The sequence below is a fragment of the Laspinema olomoucense D3b genome (genome assembly GCF_025370785.1).
Classification (GTDB): domain Bacteria; phylum Cyanobacteriota; class Cyanobacteriia; order Cyanobacteriales; family Laspinemataceae; genus Laspinema; species Laspinema olomoucense.
Map to the genome: position 1 here is coordinate 177,601 of NZ_JAMXFA010000007.1, position 23,142 is coordinate 200,742.

Annotated in this window: 18 protein-coding genes and 1 pseudogene; 11 read left to right on the forward strand and 8 right to left on the reverse strand. The window is 49.2% G+C overall.

Annotation, left to right across the window (positions count from 1 at the left end):
* Positions 1–166 precede the first annotated feature (166 nt).
* Positions 167–886, reverse strand: coding sequence for a riboflavin synthase (locus NG792_RS07290; protein WP_261196680.1), 720 nt, complete (start codon positions 884–886; stop codon positions 167–169).
* Positions 887–1,206: 320 nt separating this feature from the next.
* Between NG792_RS07290 and NG792_RS07295 the strand changes: the two genes are divergently transcribed.
* The 3 genes from NG792_RS07295 (at position 1,207) to NG792_RS07305 (ending at position 3,857) form a co-directional block, all read left to right on the forward strand.
* The gene (locus NG792_RS07295) at positions 1,207–1,725 is read left to right on the forward strand and encodes a bifunctional nuclease family protein (RefSeq protein ID WP_261196681.1); all 519 of its coding nucleotides are present in this window, start codon (positions 1,207–1,209) and stop codon (positions 1,723–1,725) included.
* 133 nt (positions 1,726–1,858) lie between these two features.
* Positions 1,859–3,022 carry an aldo/keto reductase gene (locus tag NG792_RS07300; protein ID WP_261234967.1) on the forward strand — a complete coding sequence of 388 codons (1,164 nt, stop codon included), beginning with the start codon at positions 1,859–1,861 and terminating at the stop codon, positions 3,020–3,022.
* 151 nt (positions 3,023–3,173) lie between these two features.
* Entirely contained in the window at positions 3,174–3,857 is a 684-nt protein-coding gene (locus NG792_RS07305; RefSeq protein WP_261196684.1) for a hypothetical protein, read from the forward strand.
* Positions 3,858–3,877: 20 nt separating this feature from the next.
* On the opposite strand, the gene NG792_RS07310 is transcribed toward NG792_RS07305, so the two are convergent.
* Complete coding sequence (locus NG792_RS07310; RefSeq protein WP_261234968.1) at positions 3,878–5,062, reverse strand: extracellular solute-binding protein; 1,185 nt, start codon at positions 5,060–5,062, stop codon at positions 3,878–3,880.
* Between the two features lie 130 nt (positions 5,063–5,192).
* On the reverse strand, positions 5,193–5,732 hold the full coding sequence (locus tag NG792_RS07315; protein WP_261234969.1) for a phycobiliprotein lyase: 540 nt from the start codon (positions 5,730–5,732) through the stop codon (positions 5,193–5,195).
* Between the two features lie 379 nt (positions 5,733–6,111).
* Between NG792_RS07315 and NG792_RS07320 the strand changes: the two genes are divergently transcribed.
* The 3 genes and pseudogenes from NG792_RS07320 to NG792_RS07330 all read left to right on the forward strand — a co-directional run bounded on the left by NG792_RS07320 (position 6,112) and on the right by NG792_RS07330 (position 8,263).
* The gene (locus tag NG792_RS07320) at positions 6,112–6,513 is read left to right on the forward strand and encodes a hypothetical protein (protein ID WP_261196687.1); all 402 of its coding nucleotides are present in this window, start codon (positions 6,112–6,114) and stop codon (positions 6,511–6,513) included.
* Between the two features lie 71 nt (positions 6,514–6,584).
* A complete protein-coding gene (locus NG792_RS07325; RefSeq protein WP_261234994.1) occupies positions 6,585–7,178 on the forward strand; it encodes an IS607 family transposase in 594 nt (197 codons plus the stop codon).
* A 16-nt stretch (positions 7,179–7,194) separates the two neighbouring features.
* Positions 7,195–8,263 (forward strand): annotated as a pseudogene (locus NG792_RS07330) (RNA-guided endonuclease InsQ/TnpB family protein).
* A gap of 41 nt (positions 8,264–8,304) precedes the next feature.
* Here the strand turns inward: NG792_RS07330 and cobT are convergent.
* The 3 genes from cobT to NG792_RS07345 form a co-directional block, all read right to left on the reverse strand.
* Entirely contained in the window at positions 8,305–9,444 is a 1,140-nt protein-coding gene (gene cobT, locus NG792_RS07335; protein ID WP_261196688.1) for a nicotinate mononucleotide-dependent phosphoribosyltransferase CobT, read from the reverse strand.
* 106 nt (positions 9,445–9,550) lie between these two features.
* Complete coding sequence (locus NG792_RS07340; RefSeq protein ID WP_261196689.1) at positions 9,551–10,348, reverse strand: DUF2232 domain-containing protein; 798 nt, start codon at positions 10,346–10,348, stop codon at positions 9,551–9,553.
* Between the two features lie 138 nt (positions 10,349–10,486).
* Positions 10,487–11,194 (reverse strand): Crp/Fnr family transcriptional regulator, encoded by a 708-nt coding sequence (locus NG792_RS07345; protein ID WP_261196690.1) that lies wholly within the window; start codon positions 11,192–11,194, stop codon positions 10,487–10,489.
* Positions 11,195–12,957: 1,763 nt separating this feature from the next.
* On the opposite strand from NG792_RS07345, the gene NG792_RS07350 reads away from it, so the two are divergent.
* The 5 genes from NG792_RS07350 to NG792_RS07370 all read left to right on the forward strand — a co-directional run bounded on the left by NG792_RS07350 (position 12,958) and on the right by NG792_RS07370 (position 20,995).
* Entirely contained in the window at positions 12,958–15,918 is a 2,961-nt protein-coding gene (locus tag NG792_RS07350) for a hypothetical protein (RefSeq protein WP_261234970.1), read from the forward strand.
* Positions 15,919–16,017: 99 nt separating this feature from the next.
* Complete coding sequence (locus NG792_RS07355; protein WP_261234971.1) at positions 16,018–18,003, forward strand: acetate and sugar kinases/Hsc70/actin family protein; 1,986 nt, start codon at positions 16,018–16,020, stop codon at positions 18,001–18,003.
* A 351-nt stretch (positions 18,004–18,354) separates the two neighbouring features.
* Positions 18,355–19,068: a sugar transferase gene (locus tag NG792_RS07360; RefSeq protein ID WP_261234972.1), complete on the forward strand. Its 714-nt coding sequence runs from the start codon at positions 18,355–18,357 to the stop codon at positions 19,066–19,068.
* A gap of 107 nt (positions 19,069–19,175) precedes the next feature.
* Positions 19,176–19,703: a CDP-diacylglycerol--glycerol-3-phosphate 3-phosphatidyltransferase gene (pgsA, locus tag NG792_RS07365; protein ID WP_015147834.1), complete on the forward strand. Its 528-nt coding sequence runs from the start codon at positions 19,176–19,178 to the stop codon at positions 19,701–19,703.
* Between the two features lie 770 nt (positions 19,704–20,473).
* Positions 20,474–20,995 (forward strand): DUF4168 domain-containing protein, encoded by a 522-nt coding sequence (locus NG792_RS07370; protein WP_261196695.1) that lies wholly within the window; start codon positions 20,474–20,476, stop codon positions 20,993–20,995.
* A 134-nt stretch (positions 20,996–21,129) separates the two neighbouring features.
* Here the strand turns inward: NG792_RS07370 and NG792_RS07375 are convergent, their stop codons facing one another.
* The gene (locus tag NG792_RS07375) at positions 21,130–22,062 is read right to left on the reverse strand and encodes an NAD-dependent epimerase/dehydratase family protein (RefSeq protein ID WP_261234973.1); all 933 of its coding nucleotides are present in this window, start codon (positions 22,060–22,062) and stop codon (positions 21,130–21,132) included.
* A gap of 75 nt (positions 22,063–22,137) precedes the next feature.
* Positions 22,138–22,818, reverse strand: coding sequence for a 5'/3'-nucleotidase SurE (gene surE / locus NG792_RS07380; RefSeq protein ID WP_261234974.1), 681 nt, complete (start codon positions 22,816–22,818; stop codon positions 22,138–22,140).
* Positions 22,819–23,142: the final 324 nt, after the last annotated feature.

A 23,142-nucleotide genomic window follows, 5' to 3' on the forward strand; every position in this document is an offset into this window, starting at 1 on the left:
TTGTATTGTTGCACCCGATGCTCTATTATGTAATAATGGGAACTTTGACTGAAATAAAATTTTTGAGTATATTTCCATTATAACATAATATATCAAACTCCCGAAACAAATGCAACCCCGCAATGAAAAAAAAATGCGCCGGGGTGATATTGAACTTTAAAATTAATTAAAGATAGCCATGTTCTGCCAGAAAAGAGGGGGAAATCTGCTCCAAACTGGAAAGGGAGGGAGTGACATCATCAAAGGGGATGTCAGACACAGCAGAACCGAAACTTGAACGGATGAATTTACCGACATATTTACCTAAAATATCGGCTTCTAAATTAACCCAGTGACCGAGTTGGAGATAGCGGAGGTTAGTTTCGGCATAGCTGTGGGGGATGACGGCAGCGGTAAAGTAAGTGCCTTGTTCATCACAGTGGGCGATGGTGAGACTGATGCCATTGACAGCAATGCTCCCTTTGGGAACGATATAAGGGGCAATTTGGCGCTGCCATAGCTGTTGGGAAGAGGGGGGTGCAGTAAAAGTCATTTCCCAGGAACTAGCGGTTTGGATGGACTGTTGCAGACAGCCGATCGCATCCACATGACCTGTGACAAAATGGCCGCCTAATTTGCTGCCAACGCGCAAAGAGGTTTCGAGATTGACGTAGGTATGGGAGACAGTCCCGAGGGTGGTGCGATCGAGGGTTTCCGGGGAGGCGATCGCCACAAAACCTCGGGGTAAAATCTCGACGACGGTTAAACATACCCCATCGACGGCGACGCTATCCCCTAATTCTAAATCCGAAAGCACCACCTCAGCGCCCGAATGACAGGAAATTTTGAGATTTTCTGTCCCGATCGCCTCAATGGTGCCTAACCCCTGAATTAATCCGGTAAACATGGCTTTTTCCTTGAAATTGCATAAATTATCGACAGGTCCTTACCATTTTTGCCAGTGTCCTGTCAAATTTTTTATTAAATTCCTGGCATAAGAGGGAGCTAAGGAAGCAAAGAAGGAGGCATACTGGAATTTATAAAGGTAAAAAAGCACCGTGGCTGATCTGAAGGGAGGTACCATGAGACTGCACTTCTGGTTGAACCTAAAGGTTTTGCCTTAACGTTATAGTGAAGCATGGACCTGCCTGAAACCGGAGAAAGAGACTTACAAAAGAGGTGCCGAGTTCATTATCCCCCATAGCGTGTTCTAAAGAGGCCGAGCCGATGATTGAGATGAAAGTCGCTGGAATTGCATTGGATGCAGCAACAAGGAGTCCCATAGTGCTGCTCAGAGACGCCGGAGATCGACGAGCTCTGCCGATCTATATAGGCCAAGACCAAGCTAGGTCAATTATTAGCGCCCTCGAAAGCCAAAAACCGCCTAGGCCCTTGACCCACGATCTCATGGTGAATATCCTAGAAGAATATGAGATCAGTTTAGACCGGATTATTATTCATACTTTACAAGACAATACGTTCTATGCAGTCCTGAAGCTTCGTCATGGAGAAGCGCTTAAGGAGATTGACGCCCGTCCTTCGGATGCGATCGCCTTAGCACTGCGGACCAATAGCCCGATTTGGGTGATGGAAGAAGTGGTGGCGGATGCCTCGATTCCCGTGGATCGAGAAGCAGATGAAGCAGAACGACAAGCATTCCGTGATTTTGTTTCTAACATTAGCCCGGAAGATTTCATACAACGTAAGGAATTTGGTTCGGGTAGTGGAGAAGTTCAAGAGTCGTAGAGCGTTCCTGGGGAGTTGGAAGCAAGGGAAATCAAGAATTAAGAATCAAGAGAAACTTGGTGATCTGTGCATTCTAATCTCTCAACTCCCGGCCTCCCTCTCAGGAACGAAATATGAGGAGAAAATGTAAATCGTGTACTACCGCCGATTTGGAAAAACCAATTTACATCTCTCGGTTTTTTCCCTGGGAACGATGCGATATTTGGCTTCCCCGGAAAATGCGATCGCCACGGTGCAAGCAGCGGTAAAACGGGGAATCAACCATCTCGAAACCGCCCGAGGATATGGCAACAGTGAAGAATATCTCGGACTAGCCCTGAGGGAACTGTTACACCCGAACTCCCCCCAGTGCCGAGAACAGTTGTACATCACAACTAAACTCCCTCCTTCAGGGAATGCGGATGAAGTTGAACGGTGCATTGATGAATCGTTAGACCGGCTGAATGTTAATTATCTGGATGGGTTGACCATTCATGGCATCAATACTCACGAACATTTAGAGTGGGTGTTAAATGCTCAGGGCGGAATGCAGGGGATTAACCAAGCACTGCGCGATCGCCGAGTTCGACATCTCGGATTTTCGACTCATGGCAGCTTAGACTTAATTTTAGCAACCCTTAACACCGATTTATTTGAATTTATCAATCTGCATTATTACTATTTCTTCCAGCGCAATGCTGCGGCTCTTGCCCTAGCCCATCAAAAAGATTTAGGCATTTTTATTATTTCCCCCGCCGACAAAGGGGGAAAACTACATACCCCACCCGAGCAACTTTCCCAACTCTGTCATCCCTTAACCCCCCTAGAATTTAACTATCAGTTCTTGTTAAGCGACCCGCGCATCACCACCTTAAGTTTTGGTGCCGCCAACCCCCAAGAACTCACCCTGCTCGATCGCCTGTCCCTTCTGAACAATCCCCTAGACCCGGATGAGAGCCAACTTATACCCATCCCCCAAGACACCATCAACCGCCTAGAAACCCATTCCAACGAAGTTTTAGGTTCAGATCAATGCAGTCAATGTTATGCCTGTTTGCCTTGTCCGGAAACCATTAATATTCCCGAAATCTTACGATTAAGAAATCTCGCCGTTGCCTACTCCATGACCGATTATAGTCAGTACCGATATTCCATGTTTGAAAATGCCGGACATTGGTTTCCCGGCATGAAAGGAAATCGATGTACCGACTGTGGAGATTGTTTACCCCGCTGTCCAGAACAACTGAATATCCCCGCACTTTTAGCAGATACTCACGATCGCCTCAAAGGCAAATCCGGTCGGCGATTATGGGGGTAATCTAGGGTACTTTTGTTAAACCTATTGAACCGAAGGACCAGGAACCCGGTTTCTTGCCCAAATTAGCTGAAAAGATCCAAAATTTTGTTAAGAAACCCGGTTTCTAACCGTTACGGTGTCCTCAGACTAGCAGCTACTTAAAATTAAAATTATGACTTCGGAACGCGCTAAAAATCACCTAATACCAAATTCGGTTATTAAAAGTCGTTTTCATGGAGTAGCTGGCGTCGGCAGGCTTTGTCCGTATAGCCCAACCCCATCGGGTGCGGGTTTTTACCTCTTTTTGCTCCTAGTTGCTTTAATTCCCCTGTGGACGAGAGTTGGGTTAACTCAAACTCCCGCGCCAGCATTAGAAGCAGTAGAGGACATGGTACCACCGGACGAGCGCGAACAACCGCCTTTAGAACTGCAGCAAATGCCTCCGGAAAAACCCCCCTTACAGTTCCTAACCATCCCACCGGAAATCGATCCTGCCCAATTTAATATCACCACGAATTACACCATTTCCCAAAGTGGGGTAACGGTTCCTTCCTTATGGTGGGTTAACGAACAGTTTGGTTATAGACTGGTCGAGAACTGGTTAGCTTACCCCCGGAATGGAGGGGATACAGGCACGGTGGATGTGATTGTTAACCGTCAAAGCTGGGGTTTGCTGGATTACCTGCAACGCTATGAGTTTCTGAATCATTTCGGGCAAGTGGGGAGGGATTACGGGTACAACATCCGGGTGTTTACTCGTCAGCAAAAACTTTTGGGCAGTTATACCTGTACCTCCGAACCGATCGCCTGCAACTTGTGGTTGGATTCCGAGGAATTAGACAGCCAAGCGCCGTAAACCTGGGGCCATTCCAACCTTTAACTCAGACGGATTTCCCGCCAGAGGGCCTGATATGTTTCCGCAATCTCTGGGGTGAGGGGTTCAATAAATTCGCTCTTGGCGATCGCCTCGGCAGTGGGTAAGAGTATCCCATCAGTTTGTAAGGCGGGGGGTAATTCTTCTCGGTCCCGGTTCAACAACATCGGAGAAACAGCTTTACCCAATTGAGAAAGCTGAACCGCCATTTCCGGGTTCCAGCAAAAATTAATCCATTGTTTTGCCAAAGATGAGGCGGGGGGTGGTGTTTCTGTGTTCACCGGATTGGGTCCTGCCGGTCGGACCCACAATTCTGACCATAACGCCGTTCCCGAGGGAGGAACCACGGCGCGAATTTTAGGATTGCGCTGCATGGTTGCCAGGATATCCGTGGACCATCCTACCGCGACCCAAGTATCCCCCAGGAGTAAGGGTTGGAGATAGGCATCGTTACTATAAAGTCTAGCTTGGCGATGGAGTGCGAGAAGTTTTTCCTTGAGTTCGGGGAGATCCGCAAGGCGATCGCGATTGTAGGAGTGACCGAGGGTTTTGAGGGTTAAACCAATCACTTCCCGGGGACTATCGAGTAAGGAGAGGCGATCGCGCAGTTCCGGACGCCATAAATCACTCCAATCTTGGGGAGTCCAACCTAAATTTTTGACTTTATCTGCCCGATAGGCAATCACCGTAGTTCCCCACCGATACGGTGCGCCCCACACTTGACCCTTGGGGTCCAATTTTCCCGCAGCATTTCGTCGGACCAGGGTTTGCCATTGGGAGGGGAGGTTGTCCCATTGCTCTAGGGTGGTGGGGTCCAGGGGGAGAATCAGTTTTTGGGCGATCGCGCGTTCTAACCAGTAATTTCCTAACGTCACCAAATCAGCCAAGTTTGAAGGTCCCGCATCCCCATTACTCCCAGGCAGATTCCATCGGCGATCCGAGTTGTTGGATGGGGGTTTTTTCCACTGTTGCAGGAGTCGAAACAACTCGTCTAAATGCTCCGCCGGGGAAAAGTTTAAAACCGCCCCCTTGTCCAGTTGCTTGCGGAATGCCCCCATTGCTTGGGCAGGAATGGAACTTTTCAACAGCCTAATTTTGAGAGTTTGGCGATCAACAGTCCCACATCCGCTCAACAACTGGGCAACGGCTAGGGTACTGAGGCTCACTAAAAAAGATCTTCGATTCACACGCTTAATAATAGGATTTTGTTCAATCACACCCGTCCCTAGGGGAAACTGGACGACTTTCATCAGGTCTAAGGGTTAGAAATTAACCGCTTCCCGTTTCCCGCTTCTCTCTTATTTTAGCGGTCAAATCCTATTCCTCGATGCGTTTTTCTAAATACTGACCGATGGTTTGTTGTTCTCCAGCCCGAGAGATGATGGTTTGTCGGGTCCGGTAGCGATCGCCAATCAGTTTTAATTCTTCCTCGAAGACCGAGCCATTATATTCAGTTTTCAGGCACAAAGTTTGAGGATTGGCAAAGTAAAAGGTAGCTTGTACCGGGTCTTGAGTTAAAAAGCCCAGATCGCGATAGAGGATATTTTCTCTCGCGCCAAACAGGGTACTGCCCGCAGATTTCTTTTTGCCGGAAACCGAGTCGCTACTTTCCCAAGAGACTTCACTGCCGCAGGTAAGAGCATTCTGTTCCGGGAGTTGGTGTAGCTTTGCCAGTTCTATAAGTTCTGGACTCCCCGGTTCTAAAAACCGTACTGTAATTAAGCTCACCATTTCCAGGGTTTTCCCCTCGGGTAAGGTGTAGTACCGGCGATCGGAATGCCATCGGCCCTGGGATTTTTGGAAAAAATCCGCAATCAGGGATTCCTGGGTCGATTGGGCTAGGTTTATGGAAGTCATCAGCGTTTTTACCTCCTCCGGTGATGGATTGATAGCCTATCAATCGGACCCGGAAAGTTGTTGTCAATTTTGTTACTTTTCTTAATATATCTGGACAACTTGGGAGAGCCATCAAACCTGGGATGGATTTTCCATCGGGGAGAGATTAAACATAAAACTGCCTTTAGTCCCTTAGCGACCCGCTAACCGGATTGGCGGTTTTCAAGGGGCAAGGGTGAAATCAGAGGTCGTTACAGCAAGGGAACAAAACCTAAATTTTACTGGGGTTTGGAGGGAAATAGCTTTAAACATTAAATAATCTAAAAAGAATTCCTATTTTGGGCAAAACTATATCTAAGATTGAGGAGAAAAATACAGCCCTAAAAATAGGGGTCTAAATATGGAATCCTTACAAAACCAGGTGTATGTCTTAAACCATAAAGTAGATGAGTTATATCAAACCATCGAACAGCTTAATAGAAAAATCTCTCTGTGTTTGGGACAGCAGAGTTTGAACGTACCACCCCCATCCAGTGAGTCCCCCGAAGCCCTGCTGCGAAAGCGGTATGCTTACGCGATCGGGAATTTAGTCTCAACCACCTTAGAAGAGTCGGAAGAGTTAGAGCATAAAGACGTACTCAAGGAGAAAAATGGCCGAAATGAACGTGAGAAAACGGTGCAAAATAATATTGACTCAGAATTAAGCCCAGAGATTCAAATCCGGCGATTAACTGCACAATTAACCGCTGCCTACCACCGGATAGCGGAGTTAGAAGAACAGCTCATGGCTAAAAGAGTATGATTTAATCTAGGATTAGTTGAATATCTTAGGGCAATGCGGTATAATAACCCAGAAGAGTTGAGGATAAACCTATTGCCAGATATGTCAAGCCCAAGGAAGCGGCCCAAATCCTTGGCGTCCATGAAAGAACACTCCGCAGATGGGACGAAAATGGCTCAATCGAGACCATCAGAACTCCTGCTGGGCAACGACGATATAACGTTGAGTCTTATGCTGCCAAATCAGGCAGTGACAAGCGTAAAGTCGTTATCTATGCCAGAGTCAGCAGTCGCGCCCAGCAGTCCGACCTCAACCGACAGGTTGCTGCCTTGTCTAACCTGTACCCCGAAGCCGAAATCATCTCAGAAATCGGAGGGGGACTCAACTTCAAACGAAAAAAAATGCTGGCCTTACTGGGACAGGTCTTGTCAGGAGATGTCCGCATGGTTGTCATTGCCCACAAAGACCGATTGGCAAGATTTGGATTTGACTTGTTTCGATGGCTCTGTGAGCAGAACAGGTGTGAACTCATGGTTCTCAACGAGACAAGTCTCAGTCCAGAACGAGAAATGGTTGAGGACATCCTCGCCATTCTCCACTGCTTCAGTTCCCGACTCTACGGACTGCGTAAATACAAAACTCAGGTCAAAGAAGATCCGGATTTACCCCAGTCCCGAGCTAAATAAAGTCTGGCGCAAATGGCTGGCAGCTTGTCGGTACTGCTACAACCAGGCAATTGCAATGTCTAGGAGTGGCAAACGACTAAGCAAGTTGAAATTACGCAACGAAGTGATGCAGGGTGAATTACCCGCATGGGTTAAGGAAACACCCTGCCATATTCGGCAAAATGCTATCTTTGATGCCCATCTGGCTCTTACTGCCAGTCCTGATGCCCGGTTTAGAAGTTGCAGGGATAGTTCTCAAACGATTAAGTTTAATGATGCCAATTTCTCTTCAGGAAGTTGGTATCCAAAACTGACCAAAGGATTAACTTTCACGGCGAGCGAACCCATAGACAATGCTTGTGACCAAGGAACTCAATTAGTCTTTACCAAAGGGCGATGGTTTGCGGTATTTCCTGAACCTGTTGCCATGAACCCAACTAAATCCACCGGAGTAATTGCATTAGATCCGGGTGTCCGAACTTTTATGACCGGGTTTGATGGCTCACGATTCTTAGAATTTGGCTCCGGGGATATTGGACGCATTACTCGGCTATGCCAACATTTGGATGATTTGATGAGCCGAATTGCCTCATATTCCAGCCGTTCAAAGCGACGACGGATGAGACAAGCGGCTCAACGAATGAGAACCAAAATCCGGAATTTGGTGGATGAAGCCCATAAGCAAATTGCTCATTACCTAACTCGCAACTACAGCCTAATTTTTCTGCCCGCCTTCGAGACTTCCCAAATGGTTGCCAAGGCCAAGCGGAAAATCAGGTCCAAGACTGCCCGAGCAATGCTAACTTGGGCGCACTATCGATTTAAACTAACCCTGAGACATCAAGCCGAGATAACTGGAACCACAGTTGTGGATGTGACTGAAGAATACACCAGCAAAACCTGTACCCACTGTGGTCATGTTCACTCTAAGTTGGGCGGCTCAAAAGTGTTCCGATGTCCTGAGTGCGGGTTCACTCTACCACGGGACTGGAACGGTGATGCATGGAATCTTTCTAAAAGCTTTGCGGGATACCGCCTCTGTTACCTTAACGGGTGATAGTGCTATCGTCGCATTGTCCGGCAATAGCCGGATAAATGTCGCGTAAATGTATCAGTGCATTCTTAGAGCGCAACCAGAGGCGAACGGTTAAAGACTCAGGCGAGCATACCGCATTGTGAGCGCTTCAATGGCCTGTAAGAGTTGAGATTGATTCCAGTTTTTGTAAAGATGTGCAGCGATCGCGCAACCTCCGGCACCCACCCCTTCCTTGACGAATCCGCGCTCATAAGCACTCAGTTGAGGATAACGAGAATCGGCAAAACTGAGTTGAGTGGCCAATAAGGGGACAGGGCCGACCGCTTGAGCGAGTCCTACCGTGTCTCCAGTCGGGTCTTCAGCAACCCAGCGGGTAGTCCCGACCACAATGCGATCGCCATTCCAGGGGAGGGCATGATAAGAAGCCACAGCCTGAATTAAAGCATAGACCGCCAGCATTTGCGTCCCACCGGCCAACAGCACACCACAGAGACGACTGGCGGCGATCGCCATGCCTGCGGCTACCGCTTGCATGGGGTCTCCCACTGCCGCGATCGTCATTAAAGGGTCTAAATTATAGCCCGTGATTCCCCCCGCCATCTGCCTCAAAGGGGAGCGATTCCGGTTAGCCTCTGCCAAACCCGCCTGTACCAAGGCCAACTTTTGCTGATGATTGCACAGGGGATGAGAACTATTCACCTTACCATCGGCATCAATGCCTAAATCCATCAACACCGACAAAGCCGTTGTCGTGCCACCGACGACACATTCCCCCACAATCACATAGCCCTCTGGATGCGCCTGGGCGAGTTTCTGACCCCAATGGAGTCCCGCTTCAAATAACCGTTGCACCGTTGCCGCCTCCAAAGCCTTCCCGGTACTCAGACAGCGTGCGGGAGTTCCCTCCAATTCCACCGCAGGGACTGCGGGGGGGTGGGGTAAACCGGCATTAAAGACAGTCAGGGGAATGCCTTGAGCTTCTAAGACAGCCCGAGAAATTAGGACCGGCGAGGCTCCCGCTTGCAGAGGAGGGAGGGGATATTGGGGATGGGGACGGGGACCGGAGTAGAGAAATTCTGCATCCGCGATCGCTGTATATTGGCGATCGCGTGGGGTCGCACCAGCAGCGGAAATTCCGGGAATTAAACCCGTTTCAGTAAAGCCGAGAATGCAGGCAAAGTGGGGTTGCTGTGCGCGATAGCGATCGAGCCACTGTTGTCCCTGTTCAAGCTGTGTGTAAATTCGGATCACGAGAGGCAAAAGAGGGGAAGACTTTAGGGATGGGGGTGGGGTGGAATATTAATCTAGGGGAGTAGTATAGCCTCACCCTGGCGGGACTCTGTAGGGTGGGGTCGGCTTATTCTTCATCCAGTAAAACTTGTACCCAAGGGGGTGGGGGTGGAATGGGATTTCCGACTTTTTCCAGGAGGAGAGAGGCGGCTAAATGCACCGCAAAGAGGTAGATGAGATTCTGAACCCACACCAAAATTGCAGCTAAGGCTTGAATTACATACAGACTCGGCTGAACCAGCAATCCCATCTTCAGAAATAGCCAGTCTGCAATCTCGGTAATTTGAATCGTCAGGTAAACCCACAGATCTTCCCCGACGAGAATTCCTAACAGCCACAGGCGAAAGAAGAAGCCAAAAGCACCGAGGAGAGAACCCAGAAGGATGGCAACTTCCCAACTGGCGCGACGCTTCCAGAGACATCCGAGCAAGACCCCCAGAAGACCAAACGGGACCACAAAGAGAATGCTGCGCGTGGGTCCCATGAGAACAGAGAGCAACAAACCTGAGACGACAGCACCCATCCAAGCGGCGCGATTCCCCCAGCGCAGGTAAACCAGGGCGATCGGGACTGGAAAAAAAATCCGCAGAACGGGACCGAGAGGAAAGTAATAATTGATTAGCCAAATCAAGCTGGCGGTACTCGCAAAAAAGGCGGTTTCGACCAGGATTAAGGCATTATTAGGGAGTCGGCTGGGGGCAACGGAGGGAGCAGAGGCACGCACAGGGGCTGGGGTTTCCCAAAGCTCCTCATTGAGGGAGTCCGGTAGCCCCGAGGAATCGGGAGGACCTAGGGGTTCTGAATTGCGACTGGGATTAGGAGAATTGGAAGAGGAATTCGGGTTACTGTCTGCAAAATCAACCATCAAATTGTGTCCAATCAGTTAACCGTTAACGATTTAGGGTGAAGCGTTAACGGTTGAATTTGGGTGTGGAGAATGGGGTCAAGAGTGCGATCGCCCCTTAAACAAGGGAATGGCGATCGCGCTTACTCATTAAGGGTCCTAGACCATGAGACGTTCCAGAGCGTTGAGATCGGGGATACAGAGGATCTCGCGATCGCGCTTAATCAAACCCTTCTTCTCTAGTTTACTCAATACCCGAGTGACCGTTTCCCGAGCCAATCCACTCAGACTACTTAATTCCCGATGGGGTAAATTAGGAATTTCGATCCCTTCGGGAGATTCTTTTCCTTGTCCCTCGGCTAAAAACAAGATAATATCCGCTACCCGAGAGGTGCTATCAGATTCTCGCAACCGCAATCGCCGGTTGACTTGGCGCAGGCGTCTTGCCATCAACTGGGCTAACCGAATTCCCGCTAAGGGTTCGGTATGAATTAACTGCACAAAATCCTGGGCGGGGAGATTGCCAATTGTGGTAGGGGCCAAGGTAATTACATCGGTCGATCGCGGCACTTCATCCAAGGCGGCCATTTCGCCAAAGATTTCACCGGAGCCTAAAATATTGAGGGTGACCTCCTTGCCATCCAAGTTATAGGTGCGAATTTTGACCCAGCCCTCTAATAAAAAATAAACTGAACTTCCCCAGTCATTTTCCAACAAAATGACTTGATTCGGGGGATGGGTTCGGCTAACAATATGCGCCGTTGCACGTTCTACAACTGAGTCCGGTAATCCATTAAAAAATGGAGTTGCGCGAATTAATTCTTCAACGTTGGGTACAGAATCACGAGAGGTAAATCTTTCATCCATTAGGCCATCCTCTTATAAACACGCCAGGGGTAAATCGATGTTTTTCATAAATCGGGTTGTATGGAAGCAAGAGATGACCGATTACATTCTTTTAGGGACTCTTTTAGGGAACAGTATAGACCAGACAGTTGGCATTGACTGGATACTGTCCGAAACACTATTTAGAGACAACATAAAAACATAAACCAATTTGTACTTTTAGGAGTTTAGAAGTTTAGGGGTTGGCTGTTGTTGTCAATGGGCAAGGGAGGAGAAGCGGCGCCTTTTGCTGCTGAAATCATGCGGCAGCCTGGGATAAACCTCCACTGATGTTGCACTAAGAGTAGACTGGGTGTTTTCTACCCCTAATTTATCGCATCTGGCTCACGGGCCTATCCAAGGGTCTGATTCCTGTAGTCCTTGCACCGGGGGAGGTTGGGTCTTCAATGGATGATAGGGATTTAGAACTGGAAAAATAAGAGGGCGATCGCCTTGTCTCTTGAAAGTAGTGTACGGACTACTTTAACTATATCTGGATTGGGGGCCTCTCCCACAGGAATTTTAAGCCGTTTCCCGGGGTGATCCCGCGCAGTTTTAGCTCCCTGCCGCCTAGCTGACTCATCCATGACGAAGGGAGGCATCCCCAATTTAAAAACCCGGGTTTTAAGGTCCCCAGATACCCATTGAGTCCGACTCGACTAGAACCATAAATTTTTAATAAGATCCCAGAAAACACTTAGCCATAATAACCTATTCGGGAGTCTGACCCCACAGACCCTCAACAATATCCCGGAGGGTCTGCTTTTTTCCCCCATCGCTTTCAGGAGTGACCCACCTCCAGCCCGAACCTGGGTTTCTCTATCCTTATTTTTACTGAATTTTTACGGAGAGCATCTCATTTTGAATAGTGGGCCCTCCTACACCGATGCCCTTTCTCCCGGATGGGGCCGCCATCGATTTAGGGTGAGGGCGACCCAAAGGGGATGAGCCCTTTTGACTCAAGCCCTGACCCCTTGCGTAGAAATGCGGTTTCAAAGGCGTCAGTCCTGCCCGGGTTAGCGCCTCCTGAGGTCTGGTTTATCGGGAGCATCTCAAGAACGAACACACCCCCCTCCCCAAGAATCAGGGGAGGGGGCTGGGGGGTGATCTCAGGTCTTCGTGCCTTTCAGGATTTGTAATACACTTCTTGCAAAACAAGGATTGATCCCCCCAACCCCCCTTAAAAAAGGGGGGCTTTTTAGAATGTGGCAAGAGGTCTAATAAAATGGGGTGAGGGCATCGTGATCAAAGGTGGGAGGAATGTGCAACGGTGTTTCTGACCCTTTCTTGGGGCTTCTATTTGGGATTAATTTGTGGGGATTAATTTGTCCCTCAATCTGGGAGCGGCGATCGCCTAATCCTTGCTCCAGGACTGTTGTGCGTGAAGCCTCCCGAAAAGAATGAATTCAGCCGAAACCGTCGGAAATCAAGCCTAATCGTTTTCTTCTTTGAGAATGCCGGTACAGTATTGGGAAAACCTACCGGGTTTGTTCAAAAATCTGGGCTTTTGAACGCACCCAATCTGCGCCAAACACCCGGTTTTGGTCCCAGGGAACTCAAACAGTACCCCTGGGCTAGTAGCAACAACCCCAGTGAGTCTCCCTTGCCTGGATTCGAGGCATATCGATTGGAATCGTCCGAAAATGAATCAAAAAATTGCCTCGGCACAAGCTACGATACGTTAAAAGTACCAGTATTTTCGGGGCAACGGGGAAGTCTGTGCTGTTCTTATCGCCAGAGGTTCTATGGTGAGTTCTAATCGGGATCAACTACAAGCACTGATTGCAGACATTGATGGAATTCTGCGAAAAATGAACTCCCGCCTCGCGTGGTGGAGTTCGGGAGAGACTCGGCGGGTTTTGGAGCGAGTTCGTCTCTATCTGGATTCTCAGCTAGGCTCGGAGGGCAACCGGGGAATGGCGGTGAGTGCGATGCCGCCTTATGCGATCGCCCCAGGAACGCTCAGTGAAGCCGCCGAAGCTCAAGCGGTTTTGCAAGCCCTGATGCAAGATCTAAGCGGGTTACGGACTAACCTGATGCAGCCCTTACAGGAAGAAATCGCCACGTTACGACAAGAGCGGTATTCTTTGATGGAAGAAGTGCGGCAGTTGGAGCAAAGACAACGGCATTACCAGACCCTCGCGGGAGAACAGGCTCATCAACAGCAAGCGATCGCCGAGTTTCTCCAAGCCTTACTTGGCCCCCTCCAAGACCGCCTCTCCCAGCAGGTTTCTCAGGCGATCGGACAGATAGAAACCCAACTCTTAACTGAGGGTACTGGCGATCGCCTCGAACGAACCACTCTCCAATCTAAGTTCGCCGAAGATCTCAACGCCTTCACTGTAGAGAATTCTGGACTGTTATCCCCCGAAGCCCGATTAGAACAGTTACAGCGGTTACAGGGGGAATCCGATCGCCTCTTGATGTCCCTCGACTCTACCCTGCGCGTTGTCTTTGAAGCCCTCGAACGCAACGTTAACAGTTACAATGACTCCCTGGTTCAAGGCTTAGACAAGATGCATCGCCTCGGACAACAAGGGGAACTGATGTTTAGCGCCTTGGTCAATCACCTGGCCCAACTCTTAGGTCAAGAGACCTCCTCCTATTTAAAATCCTCCCTGAGACTGCTCTCTTCCACTCAAGCGGCGATCGCTAAAGAGCAGGATTCTCCCCCGAAATCAGACCCCGAACCCTCTAACCTAGACTCTCCACCCACTCCACCGCCACCTCCCACGCCATCTCCAAAAACTACTCCCGTCCCCTCTGTCCAACCTGACCCCCCGGTGGAATCTCCCTCCCAAAAGCGGCCTAAACCGCCCCAAGTTTCTGCCCCGGCATCACCGTTTGAACTCTCTGGGGAAGAGGACTCTGAACTGCTCACCTTCCCCTTTGCGGGAGCGGAATTAACCCCGTCACTGGAGGCAGCACAGGAGGACATCACCGAGGCATCTGCGGATCCGGACAAGGCAACGGTGAGAACCCCTCACCCAGTCTCTAAGACTCGGTTGGAAATGTCTCAAGACAACTTTGAACTGGCCGCGCAATGGGCCGAGGGTGCTCCAGAACAGGAGGAGTTTTCCGAGGCGATCGCTCCGGAAAATAGCCCCATTTCTCCCTCGGATCTGGACTTCGAGGATCTACCAGAATTAGGTCTGGAGGGGTGGGTTACATCGGATGATGACCTGCCCGAAAATTGGGAGTTCTCCGAGGGTTTGGATCGGGAAGAAAATCTCCCTCCCCCATCGCCGTTGATTCCGGAGTCGGGGGATGCAGATTTATTCGCCCTGAGTGAAGAATCGAACAGTAATAAGACTCAGGAGACTTCCCCCTATGGCGAGGATGACTTATTTGCGGACCTGGAGAGTCGCACGGATGCCCCAGGAATGGGGGGGGAGTATTCAGAAGACTATATGGATGAGTTTCTGTTTGGCGATCGCCTAGAGTCCCTACTTACGGAGTCGGACGATTCACCTTCCATCCCACCAGAAATATCCAACCCGCGATCAGTTTCAGAAACCAACTCTCCACCGCAGAAGACCGAACCCCCCAGGGAACCGGAACCCCCAGCAACCCAAACCGAGGAACCGACAGAGGATTTGTTTGCGGATTTTGAGACAGTTGCGCAAGCAAGTGGAGTGTCCCCACAAGCGGCAGAGTTACCGGACCCAGAACCCGAAATGGTCGAGGATCCAGCCGATGCCCTCATGGAGGATTGGCTTCCCGAACTCGGGAATGAGGCGATCGCCTCTGACCTCAATTTAGACGCCGACTGGGAAGAAAGCGCCTATATCCAAGCTTCCCTCCAGGAAGATTTACTCCCAGAAGCGGACCGGGAAGAAGACCTGGACAATCTCTGGCTGAGTAATACTGGCATCAAACGCTTAGATGAGGACCTCTCTAAATTAGAGGAAGCAGAACCCAAGGGCGCAAGTCCAGACCCCTCGGACTGGCAGGGGACCGAGTTAAGCGCTGAACAATGGCTTGAGGAACTCGCCGCTGAACCCCCCTTATCCGAGTCAGGCAGCCTAGAGGAGTTGGATAGCACCCTGCCTTGGGAAGAGAGTGGAGATGCTTCTTTAGATGATTTTGTGGGTCAATCGGACCTCACCCTCCAACCCTTCCCCGGCCCTCCTTTGGTAGGGGAGGGAAGTATAAGGAATGAAGAGCTTTCCCGCAAGGGGGCGCATCACAGCCCCTCCCCTACCACGGGAGGGGTTTGGGGAGAGGTTTCTTCCACGGATTCGCCGCAGAGGAAACCTCCCTCCCCAAATCAAACTGGGCAGAAACCGACGGGAAACCCGCCAGGAAAAGCGACTCCACCTTCTAAAACTCAGTCAACCTCGGTCAACTCCCAGAAAACCATCTCTAAACCAACCCCAGGATCCTCCACTCCCAACGGTGAAACCAAACCCGAGGCAACGGGGCGATCAAACAATGTTTTGCCCACCTTAGATGATATTTTTGCCGAACTGATGGCCACGAATCCGCCTCCGGTGGTCAAAGTCACAGCGGAGGAAGATGTCAACCATGAAACAGTGGAAGATTTTTTCGCTGACTTTATGGATGATCAAGATGAAGTCACAGCATCGGTAGATCCCGAACCTGAGCCAGATCAGCCAGAGGACCCCATCTCCCCGGATGATGACCTCGCTAATCCCACCCTGGATAATTTCTTTGAAAGTTGGTCTGATGCTCCCAGTATCTGATTCAACGGTTGAGTTTTTCCGGCGAATACCTGCGCGTTTAGGATAGTAAACGGTTAAACTCATTTTGGGACGGCAACCAGCTAAGGGGGAAACAGAAGAATGGCAGTGCCAAACGGATCAGCAGGGTTCTGGTATTTGGGAATTGATCTCGGGACGACTCACCTTTCGGCAGCTTTGTTCGATCGCCTCACCTGTCAGTTATACCCCCTCTACTGGTATCCCCTGGGTTCTCCGGGTTCGGACCCGACGTTTCGCTTACCTTCCCAAGTTTATCTGCGGTCCCAGGGATGGTGGTTGCATCAGTTTAAACCGCTGTTGTTGCCGGGGATTGCGGGAACGAATCTGCGGGAAAACCCTTGGGACCCAGGAATGCACCCGACGGTTGTGCCCCTGGAGTTGCTGAACCGAAAGCGGGCAAAACGCGAGGTGGTGTTACGATCGCATGGAAGGTCCCTCGGATTAAGTGACTTGCTCGATGGGTTGAGTGGGCTGTTGGCGACGATCGCCGCTGCTGGGGTGGCTCCCCTGGCCCAGGCGGATGGGTTGCCGGTGGTGGAAGTGGCATCGGGTTCGGGGCGATCGCGATTGTTGCCCTCGGCTTCTTCTCCTCGCCGTCACGCCGTTGCTACTCTGTCATCGGCCCTGACGATGGCGACGCCTTCTGCTGCTATTGGTGGCGCTGCTGGGTTAGAACCGGAGCGGTTTCACGAGGCGATCGCGCAGTTACGCGGGATAATTGTGAGTTTTCCCGGCAGTTGGCCAGATAGTTATTGTTTTAATATTCGAGAATCTATATTAAGTGCCAAATTAGTACAAGAACCTTCCCAAGTGCTATTTGTGGAAAATGCGATCGCCGCATGGCTCTCGGTCCTTCCGGGAGTCGGAGGGGAACGGGTGACGATTCCTTCGGTCTTATCGCGACAATTTCACCCCCAGGAAGGACCGGGAGCAAGCTGGCACCGCTCGCGGGCTGTGGGTACGCGCTATGGGTTGGCGATCGATTCCGGTGCGACGATGACAGAGTTGGCGTTGGTTGCTGTGCCAGAAAACTTGGAACAATTAAGTGAGTCTCACTTTAAAACTCGCAGTTTTCCCTATGGGGGGCAAGGGTTAGATCAAGATATAATTTGTCAGCTATTTTGGACCGAGGCAGTCCGGCGCGAAAATCGAGGATATTGGTATCTGGGGTGCGATTTGGAGTTACCCCGTCCGGGAGAGCCTGATGGCGTGCGTCGAATGCAGTTACAGCAGCGATTACTCGAACATCAGGTGGGACGAGAATTGTTAGCGGCAGCAGAAGCGGTGAAGTTGGCGCTGCAAGAGCGAGATGTATATCCGGTTACGGTGGGGGAGTTTCGCTGGACGTTCGCTCACCGGGAGTTACAAAGCTTAGTGGTTGAGCCGTTTCTCAACTTTTTGAATCAAGCACTAAATGAGTTATTGATTGAAACGGGTTTATCGGCGATCGCCATTGAGCGGGCAGTCTGTACCGGGGGGACGGCACAATCGCCCTCGTTAAGGGGTTGGATGCGGCAAAAACTCCCCAATGCGACGTTAATTGCTGATCCTCCCCGGGGTAATCGGGGTTCGGGTTCGAGTCGGATTGCTTTCGGGTTGGCGGCGTTGCCTTTGTATCCTCGGGTTCTGGACTTGAATCGGCAGCAGTATGGGGATTATTTTTTACTGGCGGAGTTGTTACGGGCAATCACGGACGAGCGCCCCCGGTCCTTGGGAGAAATTGTGGCATTGGTGGAACGTCGCGGGATTCACGGGCGATCGCTGGGCAGTCGGATTCAAGGGTTCCTACAGGGGGATTTGCCTCCGGGGTTGAGTTCCCGGGTGAACTCGGCAGTCCCGATGCCGTCGGTGGCGGCAACGACGGAATATCCTCTCACGCCAGAAATTCCCCTGTTTGAGCAGATTGAGGGCACTTATCGGGTTAATCGGGAACAGTCGAGGCGGTTGTTACAGTATTTACAGGCGATCGCCACAACGACACATCAACATTTTGAAGAACCTTTACTCCTTTATTTAAGTGAATTTTTAACCCCTCAACGCCATCATTCCGAAAATTTTTATCGATAATGCCCGAAAAATGTATTGAAAAATACAGACAAAAGTGAAAATATTGAATATTTGAGGAAACCCACGATCCAGATATAGCATCCTTGGCCGATCTCACCGGAGCGATCGCCTGATGATGGGGTCGCGCCCCTTGACCTTATTTCTAAAAATTACTTCACAGAGTCAAAGAGCAGGGCGCAGGCGTTGGGAAAGACTAAGGGGTCCTTTCAAACAACACGAAAACTTTACAAAACTAACCAACATTTCAAAGTTTAAGTAAATATCCGGAGATCCCTATACCGAATTTTTCAAAAGTTGAGTAGAGTCGGAAAAGAATAAGGATAACCACCCCCAACCCAACGGGAGAAGCTCGTGTTAACTGCCCATCAAATTGATATATCTATTCCCTTTACACTTAATCAAGCCACTAGCGCCACTATTGAAGAGACTTATTCTGATCCAACGATTCAGCAACAGCACCATCCTTCCCTTGACAGTAAAACAAAGCGTCTGATTGATATTGTCGGAGCAGTAGTCGGGTTAGCAATCACTGTAGTGATTGCTATTCCCCTGGTAATCGCCATGCAGTTGGACAATCCAGGACCTTTACTCTATAGCCAAATTCGCTGTGGTTACAAAGGGCGTTATTTCAGAATGTGGAAATTCCGCTCAATGGTCGTTAATGCTGAACATCTCCAGCATCTGGTGAACAACGAAGTCAAAGGGCATCTTTTTAAAAATGAAAATGACCCTCGCATCACCCGAGTAGGCAGGTTTCTACGTCGCACCAGTCTGGATGAACTGCCTCAATTTTGGAATGTTCTGCGGGGGGAAATGAGCTTAGTAGGCACTCGTCCACCTACTCCTGGGGAAGTTAAAGACTATCAACCCCACCATTTAGAACGCTTGAACGTTAAACCGGGTCTAACGGGAGAATGGCAGACTCATGGACGCTCTAGTATTAAAGATTTTGAACAAGTAATTGAGCTAGATTTGGAGTATCAGCGCAAGTGGTCCATTCTTTATGACCTACTCCTCATTTTGAAAACCTTCCAGGTCATTTTTAACCAAAAAGGAGCCTGCTAAAAGCAGCTTCTGGGGACAAGACAGAACATTGAGAGCCAAATTATGTTAACCTAGGGCCAATCCTTCGGTCGGCCCTAGGTTTTTTATTCTGTTCTCGTGAGCTATTTATGACGCTCTCAACTTGGATTACTTTCTCCCGCTTATTGGGGGTGCCTTTTCTACTGTATTTCCTGTCAGACCCCACGCCGAGATTGCGATGGATCTCCGTGGTGATTTTTTTGGTGGCGGCAGGAACGGATTGGTTAGATGGCTATTTAGCTCGAAAACTGGATCAGGTGACGGAGTTGGGGAAGTTCCTCGATCCGTTAGTTGATAAGTTATTGGTATTGGCTCCCTTGATGTCCCTGGTAGAACTGGGACAGTTGCCTGCTTGGGGGGTATTTTTGATTTTGTTTAGGGAATTGGCGATCGCCGGATGGCGTATCAATCCGGCTTTAACGGGTAATGCGGCGATCGCCGGTGCCAATTTGTGGGGGAAGTTAAAAACGGTCAGTCAGATCCTGGCGATCGCCCTGTTGATCGCGCCTCTGCCTGGGGAATGGTCGGCGATCGCCTTAGTTGCCTTCTGGATTTCCGTGGCCCTGACCTGGATTTCCGGTGTGATTTACTTGTGGCCTCAATCGAGTGACTCTTAATCCTTAATCAAGGTTTAATTCTGAGGAATTTTCTTCCTAGAGATAGAGATCTCGTGAGCAAAAATGGAACAAGGTTTGTCATGATTCCATCAATCTCTTAAACTCAGTTCAAATGAGTGCAGGGCGATCGAGACCTGCTGCATCGGCTCGGGAAACGATCTATCGATAGAGGGATTAGCTTTATTTTGATCATAGCTAAACTAGGAAAAAAACTCAGCGCTGTAAGCTGTAGTTCCATATTTTCTTCCCATCGAATGACCCCAATATCCTGCAAACGCACCTTACAACATACCTTGAAAGTTGCTCCCCAACAGGGGATGCTATCTAGGATAGGCAGGGGACTGTGCTTTAGGAGGTGTGCGGTGTCATCGATTTCTAAACCGATTAGGATAGACTTGACAGTTTCCCAAAATAAAGTTTAACCTGTACTGGTTGAGCGATTTTTCAAGGCAACCTATTTAAGCTGGTATCTTGTGTTGTTTGGGTATTTCATTCGCTTCTTTGAGGGTAGGCTCGTTTGCGTGATTCCCCACGTCTGGGAACTTGACCCCATTAAGCTCCTCATGCCCTGCAAGCCTCTATTTCCGCTTGTACTACAGCAGCAGATATTTACAATCTGTTAGTAATCCTGTTTTTTAGGGCTGTCCTAAATTTGCCACACCCAGTAGTTGAGACCCCACTCAACACCAACACCTGTGTCAGGTCTAGCTTGGTTAAGCGTGAACAACCCTGACACAGTACCATCAAGAGTGATAATGGAGAAATTTGAAATGTTAAAACGAGTTTTAACTGCGAGTTCCATAGTGGTATTACTGCTGATTGGAATGCTCCCACCGGCGAGTGCACAAACCCCGGAAACCTCGCCACAGACTCCGCTAGAAAGTTTGGATGCCTCTCAAATTAATGATGAACAACTCGATAAGTTTTCCCAGGCTATCTTGCAACTGTTGACCATTGAACAACAGTTTCTTGATAGTATAGCACAAGCCATTGAAGGTCAAGGGTTTAGTCAAGAACGGTTTGCAGAAATTTATCAAGCTACCCTTCAAGCAGAAGGGAATCCTGCCGCTCAAGCTGATCTCAATATTTCTCCAGAAGATCAACAAAAATTTGCTCAAATTATGGAAGAAGGAAACCAAATTCAAGAGGAATCCAAGGCGAGACAAGATCAAGCGCTCGCCAGTCTCGGATTCAATATGGCCCGCTTCACTGAAATGAGTAGAGTCATTGAACAAAATCGCGAACTTCAACAAGAAGTCAAAACCCGGTTAGAAGAGCTCCTAAAACAATAAAAGGCTCGGTGTATATGACTGAGGTCGGATTAAGAGTTCGGTAATAGAGGTGTAAAAAATACACCTCTATTTTTTTATTTATCATGTTCGTAGTAACAACTAAAGTTGTTACTACGAACATGATAAACTAGGAATTAACTGAAGGTCTTGATAATTTCATCATCTACCGAGAAGTCTATTTCTGCTTTGTCTGAGCCATTGGCTAAATAATCATTTTGAAAAGAATCTTTTAACCCAGAAATTAGGTCATATTTGGGTTGCCAATTCAGGTCTTGCATGGCTTTCCTGACATCAGCAAAGAAGTGTTGGACCCTCATGGGAAAGGCTTTGCGCTTGCCAAAATCAAATTGTTTCGGGTCATAATGGATTAGCTTTATATCAGATTTTCCGGCTGCTTCTGCACAGGCGCGGGCTAATCCGTCAAAGGTCACATATCGATCGCCGGAAATATTATAAATCTGCCCGATCGCGGTTTCGTTACCCAGGACTGCTGCCATTGCATTGGCTAAATCGTAACAGTGACCGAGTTGGGTGATGTGAAATCCATTTCCAGGAATCGGGATCGGGCGATCGCGCACGATCCGGTCAAAAAACCACTCTTCTAAGGGATTATAATTCTGGGGCCCATAGATATAAGTGGGACGAATGGAAGTAAACGGCAATCCCTGCTGGGAAAGATAGGTTTCTGTATCATTTTTGCCTTTATGCCGACTCTTCGGGTCCACGGCATCCTCTTCTCGATGGGGCATTTGGTCGGACTTGAGATATACTCCTGCCGAACTCATATATACAAAATGTTTAACTTTGCCGTTAAACATATCAGCCAGGGGTTTGGTATCACTGAGTTCCCGTCCATTATTGTCGAAAATTGCATCAAATTGTTCTGAGGCGAGTTTCTCTTTCAGTTGCGATTCATCGGTGCGATCGCCATGAATTTGCTCGACTCCCTCGACGGGGGCGGGTTTATTGCCGCGATTGAAGAGAACAACGGAATGTCCTTGTTCTACTAAAATTTTAGTGAGATAAACCCCGATAAACCGGGTACCGCCCATCATTAATATCCGCATGATTGTTACTCTTTTTTGTTGTCAAGGCTTATTGTACCGTAGAAGGAGACTGCCCTTTTTTGTCTCCAGGTCGTCCTACAATCCTAAAAGGGTAACGGCGATATTCCCGGAAAAGCAGACATCGACATCGGTACCGGGGGTGCGATCGCGCAATCCGTAAACCCCTTCATAATAGTAATACTCATCTTCAATGCGATATTTAACCGGCAACGGTTGAGTTGAAGGTTGACAAAATACGATCTGGGGTTCCGGTTCGTCAGGTTCGAGAAAGGGTAGGTTTACATTCCAAAAAGTGCCGGGTTCAAGAGGGCGATCAAATAATTCCTGCAAGACGGTGATCGCTAACTGGGTCGTCCGTTCCCACTCCACCAGGCGTCCGCCTTTGCGATATTGAGAAATCGCGACGCCTGGAATGCCGTGGATGGCAGCTTCCCGGACTGCGGCAACAGTTCCGGAGAGGTAAACATCGATGCCGAGATTACCGCCGTTGTTGATACCAGACAGCACCCAAGCGGCATCGGGACAGAGACAAGAGAGGGCAATGCGAGTACAATCGGCAGGGGTTCCGCCGATCGCATATTCCGTTGTGGACCGGCGATCAACGTGAATGGGGCGATCGGTAATCACCTGATGACCACATCCCGATAATCCCTCTCGGGGTGCCACCATCACGGTTTTGTGATCGCTAACGGCATTCAGAAGGGCTTGAATACCAGGGGCGTCTATTCCATCGTCGTTGGTTAAAATCAGGGTCATTAATTTTTTCCTCGGGTTCGTTTCCTTCGCGGCGATCGCCATCAACTTTCTAGAATACCTGCAATTGCAGCCAACGCCTTTCACGCTCAAATTTAAGGTACCAGTCTTTTTTGTTTATCCCTCGAAAATCAGTAGCATCCTGGCTATAACCCGGGTTTCTTTACAAAGAGCTACCCCATTAGCAACCATTCTGGTCCAGAAATCCGGTTGCCTGTCCAATTATTTAATAGATAGCCGGATGCCCTAGGCTTAAAACTTTCAGCCAAATTAACCAATTTTGTGTTCTATTTAGCGGCGGTTAGATGCAAAAAAGGGATAGACTTA

Coding starts and splice junctions, on each gene's coding strand:
- pgsA (WP_015147834.1), top strand. CDS start 19,176: ATGACGCTCTCAACTTGGATTACTTTCTCCCGCTTATTGGGGGTGCCT.
- NG792_RS07340 (WP_261196689.1), bottom strand. CDS start 10,348: ATGGTTGATTTTGCAGACAGTAACCCGAATTCCTCTTCCAATTCTCCT.
- NG792_RS07315 (WP_261234969.1), bottom strand. CDS start 5,732: ATGACTTCCATAAACCTAGCCCAATCGACCCAGGAATCCCTGATTGCG.
- NG792_RS07375 (WP_261234973.1), bottom strand. CDS start 22,062: ATGCGGATATTAATGATGGGCGGTACCCGGTTTATCGGGGTTTATCTC.
- NG792_RS07350 (WP_261234970.1), top strand. CDS start 12,958: ATGGTGAGTTCTAATCGGGATCAACTACAAGCACTGATTGCAGACATT.
- NG792_RS07370 (WP_261196695.1), top strand. CDS start 20,474: ATGTTAAAACGAGTTTTAACTGCGAGTTCCATAGTGGTATTACTGCTG.
- NG792_RS07320 (WP_261196687.1), top strand. CDS start 6,112: ATGGAATCCTTACAAAACCAGGTGTATGTCTTAAACCATAAAGTAGAT.
- NG792_RS07290 (WP_261196680.1), bottom strand. CDS start 886: ATGTTTACCGGATTAATTCAGGGGTTAGGCACCATTGAGGCGATCGGG.
- surE (WP_261234974.1), bottom strand. CDS start 22,818: ATGACCCTGATTTTAACCAACGACGATGGAATAGACGCCCCTGGTATT.
- NG792_RS07355 (WP_261234971.1), top strand. CDS start 16,018: ATGGCAGTGCCAAACGGATCAGCAGGGTTCTGGTATTTGGGAATTGAT.
- NG792_RS07345 (WP_261196690.1), bottom strand. CDS start 11,194: ATGGATGAAAGATTTACCTCTCGTGATTCTGTACCCAACGTTGAAGAA.
- NG792_RS07295 (WP_261196681.1), top strand. CDS start 1,207: ATGATTGAGATGAAAGTCGCTGGAATTGCATTGGATGCAGCAACAAGG.
- NG792_RS07305 (WP_261196684.1), top strand. CDS start 3,174: ATGACTTCGGAACGCGCTAAAAATCACCTAATACCAAATTCGGTTATT.